Genomic DNA, 14836 nt, shown 5'->3' with positions numbered 1-14836 from the left:
AGAGTTAGATTAATAGCAAATACAAATTAATTATAAAGCCTCAGGTTCGTTTAGCCTGAGGCTTTATTTTTGTAATATGTTTATTGTTTTAAAATAATTAAGTTTTTTAGAGGGGATTACGGGAAACCGGAAGGAGTTGTTATTTAATAACATCAAATTTGATGGATAATTAAATACATAATAAATATGAAAAAGTCAACCATTTTTTTGCCTCTATTTTTAGGTGCTTTACTAACTATAAGCTGTAGTGATTCTACTTCCGATGAATTTGAAGAGGTTAATGGTAATGTTGAAACGAAATTAATACAATCCGTAATTTTTACTTCTGGTCAGGATTCTAACGAAAATAGAGTTATTAGCCTTAGCTATAATGCAAATGGGACATTAAACACTATAAGTAATGGTGAAGAGTCTAGTATTTTTGTATACGATGATAATCAGTTAACAAACGTTTCTGGAGATGGTGATATTTTAAATGTTGAGAGTTTTTTCGATTCACCTTATGATGCTTTTGAAATTGGTCAAGTTTTAGAATACGATGATAACGGAAATCCTAAAATTATAATGTTTTTTGAAGACGAATATGATTATGAAACTGGAGAATACTGGACAGAGGAATATACAGCCGAAATTAAATACGACAATGCGCCAAATCCATATTATTACACTTTAGATTCGGCTGGTATTATTTCAGCTTTAGATAAGGTTAAATTAAATTTCAGTTTAACACAATCATCAGAAATTATTAAAGCAAAACTTTTATTTCCTTTAAATAATCCGGCACAAATAATTTATAAAAACGAAAAAGGAGAAATTGTACTAACCTTAAATGCGAATTACAGTTATGATGCAGATAATTATCCGAAATCAGCAACCTTAACTTCTATCGATACAAGATATAACGAGACTTCTACTTTAAGTCTTATTTATAATTATGTAAATTAATTTCGATTAAAATCTTGCCTACTTATTTTTTCTCAATATTACCTAAAAAACTGAATTACGAACATTATGTTTTGTAATTCAGTTTTTGTTTATAGAGATACTAATTCAGAGAAAAGTATGTCTTTTTAGAATATTGTATGTTATTTGAACAGTATAAAACCTAAGCAGGTCTTATATCTACCGCTACTTTCATTTTAGTTTTTCCTGCACTAAATACAACACCTTTTAAAGGTGGTACATCGTAATAATCTCTACCCCAAGATACAGTGATGTGTTGGTTCTTAGGGATATGATTGTTTGTAGGGTCAAAATCTACCCAACCAAAAGTAGGAATATAAACAGAAAACCAAGCATGAGACGCATCAGTTCCAACTAATTTTTCTTTCCCGGGTGGTGGTAATGTTTCAATATAACCACTAACATAACGGGCTGGTAATCCTATAGAGCGTACACATGCAATTGCTATTTGAGCAAAATCCTGACACACACCCTTTTTCTCTTTCATAACTTCTTGAATAGGAGTCGCAATAGTACTAAATTCGGAATCGAATTCAAATTCAGTAAAAATACGTTGCATTAACTCGTAAGACGCTTCAAAAACAGAACGGTCTGCTTTAAAAGACGCTTCAGCATATTCCTTTATTTCTTTAGTAATATGAGTTATAAATATAGATTCTAACTTAAATTGATTGACATCAATGAGATCGAGTTTATTCGTTTTTAAAATTTTTAAAGAATCTTCTAAAGAGATAGATTTACCCATTTTAGAAGTTTCAATATCTGGTTGAGATGCATAATCTCTTAATATTGTACTTTTTGCAGTTACTTTTAACTTTTTATGATGTTCTTGAATGGAAAATCTTGTAATTATATTTCCAAAAAAATCTAAACGTTCTGTTATTTCTGAAGGTTCTGGACTTATTTCAAGTTTATATTCTAATATCGTTTGCCCGGGTATTGTTCTGGGCTTTAAAGTCGCAATGTTATGACAAAAGGTTACTCCACTATCGTAGTCGTAACTGGTTGTATGTGATACTTTAAATTCCATAATTAAAAGGGGAAATTTTGATTAACCAATTGTTTTTGCTGGTAAGCATGATTAAAATAAGTGTCTGATACTGCTAGAGACATTTCATGTAATAGGTCGCTCAATTCTGTTAATGCATCATCTAAATTCTGTCTAATAACTGTTTCATCACTTAATTCTAATAGGTCCTTAATTTGTAAACTTCTTATTTTAGAATTTGCTTTCGATATGGCTTTCTGACAATCTGTTATTTTTCCAATGTCTTCAGAGTGTGGTAATCTATCAATATCTTTTTGAATTCTTTCAAGTTGATACGTCAACGATTTTGGATATTCTTTATTTAATAGAATAAGATTAATAACGTTTTCCGTACTTAAATGCGAACGGTAACTGTATCTGTAAATATTTAAACTTTCATGACTGGATAATAAAGCTTCTAAGATTTCATATTGTGGTTGCTTTTTGTGGCTAACAACTAAAAGTGAACGGCATTTAGAAATATTCATGACGGCTTGTTCGCTTTGTAAACCAATAAAATATAGAAGTAAACCTTGTTCAACCATTATGCTTTCTTCAATAAGAGCCATAAAAGCAATAAGTCTTGTAATAATTTTATCTAATAGTTTTATAAGTGACTGAATTGATCTTTTTTCTCCAGGTTCGTCTACAAATGTTTTCCAAATTTTCTGGATGCCATCAAACACACGCCACATATCTTTAGACCATAAATTTCGTAATGTAAAATAGGAATTATTAAAACTAGCAAGTGTCTGTGCAAAACTTCCTGGACGATTATTATCTATAATAATAGATAGAATTTCTTTTAACGGGTTTTCTAATGCCTTTTCTCCTTCTTTACCTGTAAATCCTGGGAATGTTGAGGTAATATGTGTTACAGATTGAAATAAACATAGCAAGCTTTCTGATTGCGTTTTTTGTTTATTGTACTGCTCGTTACTCATTTTGGTTAGCACTGTCCGTAAATAGCGTGCGGTAACTAAAGCTCTTCCTAAATAACGTCCAGACCAATATAAATTTTCAGCGGTATTACTAGGTAAATCGTTAATTCCTGACTGTGAAATTTTAAAAGTACTGTCCCAAGAATAATTTTGAATATTAGTCTGAGGCTCGTCTGTAATAATCCAAAAATCTTTACTTACACCACCACGTTGATTTGATACAAATAATTCTTCGCGCTCTGAAGCAACCCGAACTAAACCACCAGGCATTACAGAATAGCCATCTTCTTTTGCAATCGAGAATGTTCTGCACATCACTTTGCGTGGTTCTAGTTTGTCTTTTACAAAATCAGGAGCTGTAGAAAATAATATTTTCTCTTGAGCTACAAAAACATACGGATTCGAAAGAATGTCTTTTTTTAAACTTTCTAATTGACTTGGTTTTAAAAATTCACAGAAAAAGATGCTTTCTCTGTTAGATCTATCGATACGTTTTAGAACTAAATTCTTTAAGTTTTCTAGAACATAATCACGTTCTTTTTTCTGTCCACACCACCATGAACCTATTTGCGGAAGAATTAAATCTTCTTTAAAAAAGTATTTACAAATGGCATTCAAAAATGGGATAAGTCCGGAGTTTTCTAAAATTCCGCTTCCTATAGGATTAATAATAGTTACTTGTTGTTCTCTTACAGCATCAAGAAGGCCTGCGACTCCCAAATAAGAATCTTCACGAAGCTCTAATGGATCCATAAAAACATCGTCTACACGTCTTAAAATAACATCGACTTGTTTAAGTTCTTTTAAAGACTTCATCCAAACTTTTCCACTTCTAACGACTAAGTCATTTCCAGCAACTAAAGGGTAACCTAAAAATGAAGACATGTAAGCATGCTCGAAATAGGTTTCATTTAATGGGCCAGGAGTAAGGATAACAATAGTTGGATTCTCTTTGTTTTGAGGTGCCGCGTCTATTAGCATTTTATTAAAATCTGCAAAAAACGACGATGGCGGTTTTACATTAATATCTTTAAAGATATCTGGTAAAATACGGCTTGTTGCATAACGGTTTTCTAACGCATAACCCATACCCGAAGGTGCTTGAGTTCTATCGTTAACCACCCACATTTGGCCATCTGGACCGCGTGCTAAATCTACAGTATGAATTAATAAATTTTTGGCTGTCGAATACTTAATTTGATCGCATTGTCTTAAAAAACCGCGATGCGCATATATTACTTCTTGCGGTAAAATGCCGTTTTTAATAAGTTCACGCTTGCCATAAATATCCTTTAACGTCAGGTTTAATAATTCCGAACGCTGTTGTATACCTTTTTCTATAGTAGCCCATTCTTTTTGATGAATAAGAAAGGGCACTATATTTAATTTCCAAGAACGGTGCATCCCTTTAGGGTCGTTATAAACATTATAGGTTACACCGTTTTCGTCCATTAACCAATCCATCTCATCTTGTTTTGAGATCATGGTTTTAGTGCCTGCTTGAGTAAGATTACTCAATAATTTTTCCCAATTGGGATTAATAGACATATTTGATTTAAGAACTTCGTCGTAATTCTTTGAGTTTGAAAAATAGTTTTCAAACAAGGTGTTTTTATCAATCGGCATTAATCGTTTATTTTTTTCTTAAATCTAAAGTATAAGGAAATTCGAAATTAATAGGTTGTTCTTGATATTTATATTTTCTAGAACTGCCGTGAATTTCGACATTTCTACTTGAATTATTGTCGTCTTGTTCAATTTTTTCCACTTCAAAAATTTCACCTTGAGTATGTCCTATATCCCAGAAACGGTTAATTCGCCTAGACTCAGCCTCATAACTGTTTATTGGATAGGTTTCGTAAGATCGTCCTCCTGGATGTGCAACAAAATATGTACAACCTCCAATGGCACGTCTATTCCAAGTGTCAATAATATCGAAAACCAAAGGGGTATCTACGTCAATTGTTGGATGTAAAGAAGAATGCGGATTCCATGCTTTATATCTAATACTGGCAACAAATTCGCCTTTTACACCTGTATTATTTAAGTTAATTTTCACACCATTACAGGTTAAAACATAACGTTCTTCAGTAAAATGTGTTACTTTAACTTGAATACGCTCTACAGAAGAATCTACATATCTAGCAGTTCCACCACCAGTCATTTCTTCACCTAATACATTCCAAGGTTCGATAGCAGCACGTAATTCTAAATTAATATTATTTATTTCAACCATTCCATGAAGCGGAAATCTAAATTCGAAGAACGGATTAAACCAGTCTTCTTTAAATTTATATCCAGCCTTGTTAAGTTGCGTAACAATGTCTTTTATATCTTCTCTAACGTAATGTTCTGTTAAGAATTTATCGTGTAATTCTGTTCCCCAACGTACTAAATCGTGCTCGTAAGGTTTCTTCCAGAACCAAGCAACAAGTGTTCGTACTAACAAGTTTTGCATTAAACTCATTTGTGGATGCGGAGGCATATCAAAAGCACGTAGCTCTAAAATACCTAATCGTCCAGTAGATGAATCTGGTGAGTATAACTTATCGATACAGAATTCTGCACGGTGCGTGTTTCCTGTTAAATCGGTTAATAAGTGACGGAATAATCTGTCTGTTAACCAAAAGGGCACTTTTCCACTTTTCGGAATTTGACTGAACGCAATTTCAAGTTCGTATAGGTTTTCCATACGCGCTTCATCTATACGTGGCGCCTGACTTGTGGCTCCAATAAATGCTCCAGAAAACAAGTATGAAAGTCCTGGATGATGTTGCCAAAAGGTTAGCAAACTTCGTAATAAACTTGGTTTACGTAACAACGGACTGTCTTTAGGTGTAATACCTCCCAAAGTAACATGGTTTCCACCACCAGTTCCGGTGTGTTTTCCATCTAACATGAATTTTTCTGTACCCAAACGCGACTCTTTAGCTAGTCTGTATAGGGTTAAGGTGTTGTCTGTAAGTTCTTTCCAGTTTTTTGCCGGCTGCACGTTTACTTCAATTACACCTGGGTCTGGAGTAATTTTCATCGATTCCAAACGGGTGTCATGTGGTGCATCGTAACCTTCTAAAACAACGGGTATCTTAAGTTCTTTTGCTGTTGCTTCTATAGAAGATACTAAATCCAAAAAGATTTCTGCAGTATCTAAAGGAGGGAAAAATAAATGCATTTTTCCATCTCTAACTTCGGCACATAAACCTGTACGTATAAAATAGTTATTTGTGTCTTCGGAAATGCCATGTTCATTAACGTTTTTTGAACGTCTTAAAACAATATTTTTATAACTCGGTAATTTTTTCTTTTTTGTAAAATTATCAGGTTCTTGCTTCGGGAAATCACCAAACTCAGGGTCTCTAAGTAAAGAGTCTAAAGGTAATCTTAGACCGATAGGAGAATTTCCTGGAATTAAGAATAAATGATTACGTCTAAAACTCCAAGTGTTAGAGTGCCATGTGTCTGATGTGTTATTTAATGGTAACACATGTCCGATGGCTTTAGATTTTCCGTCTTTTAGGATTTGTTTTAATTTGTCTTTAACTAATAAAGCACCGTCATCTACTGTAGGATCTACATCTACAGGTAATTTTCCTTCTTCCCACATAAAGTAAAACGCATCTTCGTATGCAGGAATGATATATTCGTCGGTGATGTCTAATTTCCGGCTTAACGTTTTTAAGAATAATTCTGAAGCATTTTCAGGAAGGACTGGATTGTTTGAAAATAGAGCTAATAATTTCTTATTATGCCATATTTTCTTACCGTCTTTTCTCCAACATAGTTCTATTTGCCAGCGTGGTAACGGTTCTCCTGGATACCATTTTCCTTGCGCTTGATGTAATACACTACCGTTATCGTATTCGTCGTATAATTTTGCGGCTAAATTTTTTGCAAGTTCACGTTTGTGAGGACCATCGGCAGCTGTGTTCCATTCTTCACCTTCCATATCGTCTATAGATACAAATGTAGGTTCACCACCCATGGTTAATCTTACATCGCCTTTTTCTAATTCTTTTTCAACTTTAAAACCAAGTTTGTATATGGCATTCCATTGCTCTTCTGTATAGGGTTTGGTTACACGTGGAGATTCAAAAATACGTTTAACAGAATTTTCAAATTCAAATGTGGTTTCACAAATATCTGTCATTCCGCTTACTGGAGCTGCACTTTCAAAAGAAGGCGTACAAGCTAGAGGGATATGCCCTTCACCACACAATAAACCAGAGGTAGCATCGAAACCAATCCAACCAGCACCAGGAAGATAAACTTCGGCCCAAGCGTGTAAATCTGTAAAATCTTCTTCAGGGCCAGAAGGACCATCTAACGATTTTTCATCAGATTTTAATTGAACAATATATCCTGAAACAAATCGTGCTCCAAATCCTAAATGACGTAAAGCCTGTACAAATAGCCAAGCGTAATCACGACAAGATCCCGTTCTGTGATCTAGTGTTTCTTCGCAAGATTGTACACCCGGATCCATCCGGATGTTATATTTTAAATATTCATAAACTTTCTGATTGATGTCAATTAGAAAATAAATGGTCTTTCTAGGAGTCATATCAATAGTCTGAATGAAATCTAGTAAAAGCGGACCTCTTTCTGTAATTTCTAAATAGGGTAGAAGCTCTTTTCTTATGGTGTCTGTGTACGTAAACGGGAATTCTTCAGCACTTTCTTCAACAAAGAAATCAAATGGATTTATGGTTTTTAAATCAGCAATAATTTCTACTTCTACAGTTAATTCTCTCGTTTTTTCCGGGAAAATTAATCGTGCCATATAATTCCCAAAAGGGTCCTGTTGCCAATTAAAAAATTGTTCTTCTGGTGTGATTTTAATAGAATATGCTTCTATTGGAGTTCGACTATGAGGTGCAGGACGTAATCTAAAAATGTGGGGAGATAACGATACTAATCTGTCGTACTTGTATTTCGTTTTGTGAGTAATTACTATTTTTAAAGCCATAAATAATCCAGTTAAAGACATTACAATTTAGGTGATTTTTACACGATAAATAAGTGAACGGTGAAAAAAAAGCTAAAGATTGTAAATTGTATTTTTTTTTGTATTTTAAAATGTTGTTTCAATAATTTTTATGTGTTTTTTTAAAACAATAAATAATTTAAAGAAAGTGTAGTGTGTAATAGTTAGGTGTTTTTGTTAAAAATACGTTTTTTTATTAAGTGTGATGCTATATAATTAGATGATTGTTTAACAATTTAAACACCTTTATCTTGATATTGGAATAAATAAGTAATTAGGTACTAAGGATTATTTAATACTGATTATTTTAAATTGATTGTATGCCTAAATTGAGTAACCAAAAAGACTACTCTGTAAAATAAAAAATGTCCGATTTAATTATTTTATTGGTGCTCGTTGCTGCTGTTATTTTTAGCTTGTTTTATGGGATCGATTTGGGCTAAAGAAAGATGTTGGCTTAAAATTAATGATATCTGGAATTGGTGTTTTTGTTCTTATTTTTGTTTCAAGATTATCATTATAGGAAATGCATCTTAACGATAAAGGAATAACACTAAAACGCCATAATTTTGTTTTTAAAAAGGAACCCGTAATAGTATCTTTTCTAGATGTTTAAATCGTTACTTTTTATCAAGGATTTAGAACAGATCCTAAAATGCAAATAAAACACATGCAGGAGTAGTTTTTAATGTACTATTATTTGAAAAACAACTGCGTTGGCTTTTGTTTTTAAGTAGTTTAAGGATATTGGCGTTAGGGTTTATTTGAATTGTAATAAATAGGAAAAAGAAAAATTTAGAAAAAATAATAGTTTCACTAAGTATACTTTGACTGATTTTTAAAACTCTTTTTCAACCAATTGTTTCGGTTTTTTTGAAGGATCTTCTATGATTTCAAAGTCGATTACACCTAAAACTAATTCTTCTTCTGTTAAAACTTCAACTCTCCAAAGCCCAGCTTTCACGTTATTTTTATAACTATATCCACGGTAGCCATCATTGCGTCCTCCTGTAATATTAAAGCTAATATTGTCGGCAATCATCCATTCGTCTAAAGTAGTATTATACCATTCCCATCTGTGAATAACCGATTTTTTTAATTCCGTAGGGGCAAAGATTGAAGAGAAAATATAGACTGGTTCGTTGGCGTTCCTGATAAATACTGAGTGATAATCTCTCCAAAATATAAACTCTCTTTTTTGTTCGTAAGTCACTATATATTTATTATTATCTACTTTAATATCATAAGCTACGATACCTGTTTGTAAGGCCAAAGGCACTGGGGGGATGAGTTTAAAATAATAAAACACATTAATTGTAAGGTAAATAGAAAGGATAATACTTGTTAATTTTCCTAAATGAATTTCTGCACGTGTACTCGGACTTTTAATATAAATAATAGTAATTAATGTTAAGGTACATGCTAAACTTACCGCTCCGGAAATTAGAAAAATTGTGGGATTCATGTCTCTAATAAATACAGGAATCATGAATGTGAAAAAGGTAAAACTTATAAAATAATAAATACTAAACTGTAAATATTTATTTGAAATTCGTTTTTTAAGGAATTCGTTAGCGAATAGTAAAGTGACTAATATAATGAAAAATGATGCGGTTTTAGATAAGGACACACTTCTAGAAAAGTACACCACATAAGCGCTAGAAAGTCCTCCGAAAAAGAACTGAATGGCCAGTGGAAAGTAGTCTTCAAAGCGTTCTAGAAACGTGTTTTTCCATTTGCCGTCATCAGCTAAATTATATAAATATAATGTGATGCTTAATGATGTCATATGTAAGCAAAGTATGGTTAAATCATAAACTCTGTCTATGCGACCAAGTGTAAGCGTATCGAATATAAACCCACCAATAAAGAATAAAATTGGCGCATATTTTTGATGTTTTCGAATAAATTTATGTAGACCACTATCTCTAAACATAACTAAGCTGTGTTTCAAGTTTTACCTAAGGAAGACGCAAATATAATCGAAAAATAAGGCAAGACTTTTTCTCTTTTTATTTTTTATCATTATTGGTCTTTACTGATTTTATAAAATAGAGATTTTTGCTTTAGGAGCTCAAGATCATCTTCAAATGAAAGCTTTTGTTTTGCGCGATTAAAAGCCGTTTCAGAATTTAATTTTGATTCACTTTGTATTTCAGAATGACTTAGGGTTGCTAAAGATGAGTATGCTTTTTGCAACCGAAGCATAACTTCGATATTGTTAGCACCGTCTCTAGAAATGGGTCTAAATGCACTTTCAAAGAATTGTGAAATGCGTAATTCTGGTACTTCAATACGGTCATAACATTTTGAATTGTCTTCTTCGTTAGTCTCCTGGTTATTCCATAAGAAAAATAAGCGCACTTGACTTCCTATAATTTGGATAGCAGTTCCAGGATCGTTTATCCCAGGAGATAGTGCACGACTCGCAATTTCTGATAATGCAATTAATCCAAAACGGGGGTCTTCATCAAAAAGGCGGTTGCTACCAATATGAATGGCATCATTAATTTTTTCTGATATCTTTTTTGTGTCTAAACCTTGTAGTGTGGACAAATAAACCAACGGAAATCCGGAATATACATACTTTCCTGCTAACGCATTTAATTGTATAGTAATGTGTGACTCTTCGGCAAGTTCTTGTAAAGATTGCATATCGATATATTGGATATAACCAATTTTGGTGGGAGAAATAAAGACGTCTTTATTAATTGTATTAGAAATGGGAATACCTTTTAAAAGCGGATATTTAATATATTTTTCTAAAGATTTATGAGCTACATTTTCAACTTGACGTATAGTGTGTTCTAATCGTCCTAATCTCGAAATTCTATCTACCCAGCGTAAAAAAGTTAGAATTACTAAAGTGAAAAATAACAAGGTTAAAACAAAAAGTACAAATCTGCCTGCAACGGCGTAATACCCATTTTGTAAGGCAATTGTGGCTACAATACTAAAAATAAATGCACCAATAAACATGGATAATGCATTCTTAGACGCATCATCTGTTACCACAATTTTAAAAGATCTTGGCGTAGCCGTACTGCTCGCGGCACTAAATGCCGATATCATAGAAGACACCGCAAAAATAGCAATGACTAACATACTAGACGAAATAGTGGTTAATAAACCAGTAACAGACTCGGTTTTTATGTTTGGAACAAATTCTTTTAACCCCGTGCCATCTGCAAGATGTGCCAAAAGAGCGCCAATAATCGAAATAAAACAAAAAATTAGCGGTCTAAACCATAACTGCTCACGAAGTCTAATGAGGTAAATTAATAAAGACTTTTTCATCAGTGAATACTTTTTTATAGAATATTTGTTTTAAAGGGTGGTCATTTTTGTATTCATTAATATACAATTATTTTTTATTGAAAACTACAGTTTCAATATTGCTTAAAAGCACAAATACCATTGTACTGTCTGTTTTTTTTCTGTAATGAAAATTAGTGCTTCCAGTTGTTCTGTTAATTGTAAATTTGTAATCAGTATCTGTAACGACTTCATTTTCGATCCTGATTGTCCCATAAGATCCTTCAATTGCAGAGGCAAGACAAGCTTCTACATTTAGAATAATTGTACAGAAGTTATCTGTTGTGAACTTTACATTCGCTTCGTCGGCATTATCTGCGTCCCAAGTACCTTGAATCCAGTTTGGTGGGTTAAATACCTGTTCTTGACTGTCGTCTGAAGAGTCACAGGCGAAAAAGGTGGTAATAACGATTAATAGAATAAATTTTTTCATGGCAGTGTTTTTTTGCAATTTACAACTTTATAGTTTTTAATCTAAAACAATAAAAGCTTCAGAGATTGTCTGAAGCTTTTATTATTTATAATATCGAGTTTGTTTAATGTTTAGTATAGATGTCTAGTGTTTCCCCATCTTCTCCAACAGAAGCTATCTGTGTTTCCGATAGTTTTCTAAAATAGAAGTATTTATCTTTTTCTACACCAGGTTCCCCTAAGTATACTACTACAAAGGTATAATCGTTATCTGTACTTTGTTGGTTGTCTACAGTTATAGTGTCATCAGCTTGTGCAATTAACGCTTTATAACATGTTTGATTTGCATTGGTAATCGTACAAAAATCATCTGAAGTGAATTTTACACCTTCTATACTCAATTCGGCAGTATACCAAGATCCTTGAATCCATGACGGTGGGTTAAATGAATAATTAACATTTCCATCATCATCTGAATTACATGAAAAACAGATCACGGCTACAAGTAAAATAAGTATTTGTTTCATAAAAGTTGTTATTTTTTGTGCAATTTACAAATTTTACAGATGCTGAATCAATCGTGTCTTAAATATTATTAAATGCTCATTTTTTTCATTGATAAAAAGATTCTTCGACTTCGCTCTGAATAAACCAAGCCAAAAAAATCTAGGCTTACGAACTTTTATCTAAATTTTTCGTTCACAATCTAAATTTAAAGAATTCGCAACTGAAATTCAGATAAGTAGTTACATTCGTTTAGCTCAAACAGCTTTAAATTTTACGATACTTTCTCTTCAAATTTTACGATAAATTTTCTATAGGCCATTCAAAAAAACAAAATTCAACTTATATAGAAAAAGTACCTCCTTAAGTACAAGTAATTCTATAAAGTTAACATCGGTATATCTTTTTTGAAAAAGAGACCAATCGTTAGGAAGCTATTGATGCTGAATTATAAAAAATAGTCACAGACATTATTTTAGATTACACATTGTAAACTAAAAGTAAGTGGGTTCTCAACTTTTTATTTATGTTAAAGGGTTGATTAATAGCTTTTTTAATAGGTCTAAATCTATCTTTGAATGATTTGCAGAAAGCATAATTCTGCTTAAAACATCATTAGGTGTCGGATACTTAAAATGTGTAATTGCTATATTTTTATTCAATAAATAGTTGTAAAAACCAGGTTTTAAATTATAGATATTAGGATAATTAGGATTGAAAAGGAAAGTCTCATCAAGGTTTAAATCCTCAAAAAAATAGAGCAGATTATTTTTAAGTTTGTCCTTTTGTTCTTTGTAAATAGCTTGAGATTGTAAATACGCTTCCAGATAAGCTGGACTCATTCCAGAGGCTGTTGTAAAGATAGTCGTTTCTTTTATTGCGTTAATAAAGGATGCATTTCCTGCGATAATACCACCTGGTAAACCCATTGCTTTCCCCAATGAAGCAACCATTATTTTTTTAGCAATAAGTGATTTTGGAATGCTGCTAAAAATACCCATTCCAGATTCTCCAGTAATACCAATACTGTGCGATTCGTCTACAAGGAGTGTGATATTTTTTTGTTTTGGTATGCTTTTAAGAAAACTGAAATTTACCACAGTTACACTTGCTGTTGGAATGGCATCTACAGAAATAACAATATTTTCAATAGTATCTGTTAGTAATGTTGGATGTAATTTAGTGTTTATAAATAGGGGTAAGCTGTTCGGTGCTAAAATGGCAGGATGTGTATTTGGATAATGATAAAATTTAGAATTCGACTGTGCTAAAAAATCTATTGTCAGCTTTCCTGCTAACATTCCTGAAGAGACTGTAACACAGGCTTCCGTTTTTAATTGTGACGATAAAAGCATCTCGGCATCATTAAAAATGGATAATTTTACGTTTGCATGACGAGAACTTCCGTAAGCCGTTCCCCATTTTTTTATACCATTTATAACTGCATCTTGAAAAGCAGGTAGTGTTGCTAATCCTAAATAAGAAGTACTTCCAAAATAGGACATACTTTTAGTTTTTAAAAATAGTTTTGCATTAGGTGCCTTAATAACTTCCATTAAAGTAAAGCTACTCCAGTGCCATTTAAATCGCTATAATGTGTCACACCATCTTTAATGGTTATTCCTGTAGCAATATCTTTCGCTAATAGCATCGCACCATCCATATCTACATAATCTAGTAGAGGTAAAAGGTGAGCAACTGCCGAAATACCAACAGAAGATTCCGTCATACAACCTACCATCGTTTTCATGCCTAATTGTCTTGCTTCTATAAGCATATTGCGTGCAGGTGTTAAGCCGCCACATTTTACAAGTTTAACATTTACACCATGAAAATGGTTATGGCACTTCGCGATATCTTCACTGACTTGGCAACTTTCGTCTGCTATTATTGGTAACGCAGAGTCTTGAAACAGTTTTTTATGTCCGTCCCAATTATCGGCTTTTAAAGGTTGTTCTAGAAATTCGACACCTAGAGTTTTCAAAGCAATGGCATTTTTTAGAGTTTCATCTACGTTCCAACCGCAATTAGCATCAATCCTGAAAATGGCATTTGTGTGTTTTCGTAATTCGGTAACTATTTTAATATCTTCGTTCGTGCCTAATTTAATTTTATAAATAGGCCATGGGAGTTCTTTCATTTTGACTACCATTTTTTCAACGGTATCTATTCCAATCGTGTAATCTGTTATCGGGTTATTTGAGATGTCGTATCCCCAAAGTTCGTATAGTTTTTTATGCTGTTTTCTTGCGTATAAGTCGTTAAAAGCAAGGTCTAATGCGCAAAGTGCAAACATATTGTGTTTTAAAAGCGGATACATCTTGGCATAGAACGCTTCAGGTGTTTCATTGGTTGTCGCTTCAATAATAGGTTTAAGCTTCAGTAATTCGCTTGTCATTATTGGAACGGTAATATTGTAATATGGGTTAGAAGTTGCTTCACCATAACCCGAAAAACCGTTGTCTTCTAAAATAACTATTAAACTAGGTTGTACATCTATAGATTCTCTAGAAATTGTAAACGTGTGTTTTAATTCAAGAATATAGTCTTTTAAAATAAGTTTCATACACTAAGAAATTGTTGTTCAAAAATACGGAATAATCTGTTTTATAGTCTCTAAATGATAGCTTATATTAATTGAATTCACTTACGTATTAAATACAAAAAAGCGCCTTACAAATAACTTTTGTA

General features: G+C 32.7%; 10 protein-coding genes. 1 reads left to right on the top strand and 9 read right to left on the bottom strand.

Features of this window, described 5'->3' with window-relative positions:
• Positions 1-186 precede the first annotated feature (186 nt).
• Positions 187-945 carry a hypothetical protein gene (locus R6X41_RS04230; protein WP_318497737.1) on the top strand — a complete coding sequence of 253 codons (759 nt, stop codon included), beginning with the start codon at positions 187-189 and terminating at the stop codon, positions 943-945.
• Between the two features lie 160 nt (positions 946-1105).
• On the opposite strand, the gene R6X41_RS04225 is transcribed toward R6X41_RS04230, so the two are convergent.
• From R6X41_RS04225 to R6X41_RS04185, 9 genes are all read right to left on the bottom strand, one after another.
• Positions 1106-1993: a transglutaminase family protein gene (locus R6X41_RS04225; protein WP_318497735.1), complete on the bottom strand. Its 888-nt coding sequence runs from the start codon at positions 1991-1993 to the stop codon at positions 1106-1108.
• A gap of 2 nt (positions 1994-1995) precedes the next feature.
• Complete coding sequence (locus R6X41_RS04220; protein ID WP_318497733.1) at positions 1996-4557, bottom strand: circularly permuted type 2 ATP-grasp protein; 2562 nt, start codon at positions 4555-4557, stop codon at positions 1996-1998.
• Positions 4558-4564: 7 nt separating this feature from the next.
• A complete protein-coding gene (locus tag R6X41_RS04215; RefSeq protein ID WP_318497731.1) occupies positions 4565-7897 on the bottom strand; it encodes a transglutaminase family protein in 3333 nt (1110 codons plus the stop codon).
• Positions 7898-8753: 856 nt separating this feature from the next.
• Positions 8754-9869 (bottom strand): DUF2914 domain-containing protein, encoded by a 1116-nt coding sequence (locus R6X41_RS04210; protein ID WP_318497729.1) that lies wholly within the window; start codon positions 9867-9869, stop codon positions 8754-8756.
• A gap of 71 nt (positions 9870-9940) precedes the next feature.
• Positions 9941-11212 (bottom strand): DUF2254 domain-containing protein, encoded by a 1272-nt coding sequence (locus R6X41_RS04205; protein WP_318497727.1) that lies wholly within the window; start codon positions 11210-11212, stop codon positions 9941-9943.
• 67 nt (positions 11213-11279) lie between these two features.
• Positions 11280-11663: a hypothetical protein gene (locus R6X41_RS04200; protein ID WP_318497725.1), complete on the bottom strand. Its 384-nt coding sequence runs from the start codon at positions 11661-11663 to the stop codon at positions 11280-11282.
• A gap of 103 nt (positions 11664-11766) precedes the next feature.
• On the bottom strand, positions 11767-12168 hold the full coding sequence (locus R6X41_RS04195; protein ID WP_318497723.1) for a hypothetical protein: 402 nt from the start codon (positions 12166-12168) through the stop codon (positions 11767-11769).
• Positions 12169-12669: 501 nt separating this feature from the next.
• Positions 12670-13701, bottom strand: coding sequence for an aminotransferase class I/II-fold pyridoxal phosphate-dependent enzyme (locus R6X41_RS04190; protein WP_318497721.1), 1032 nt, complete (start codon positions 13699-13701; stop codon positions 12670-12672).
• Positions 13701-14711 (bottom strand): dipeptide epimerase, encoded by a 1011-nt coding sequence (locus tag R6X41_RS04185; protein WP_318497719.1) that lies wholly within the window; start codon positions 14709-14711, stop codon positions 13701-13703. Before R6X41_RS04185 ends, R6X41_RS04190 begins: the two co-directional genes overlap by 1 nt.
• Between the last annotated feature and the right edge of the window lie 125 nt (positions 14712-14836).

Origin of the sequence: Formosa sejongensis (assembly GCF_033447105.1) — a bacterium.
GTDB lineage: Bacteria > Bacteroidota > Bacteroidia > Flavobacteriales > Flavobacteriaceae > Formosa.
The sequence above is the reverse complement of the archived record's forward strand: the minus strand, read 5'-3'. Positions and strand labels throughout refer to the sequence as shown.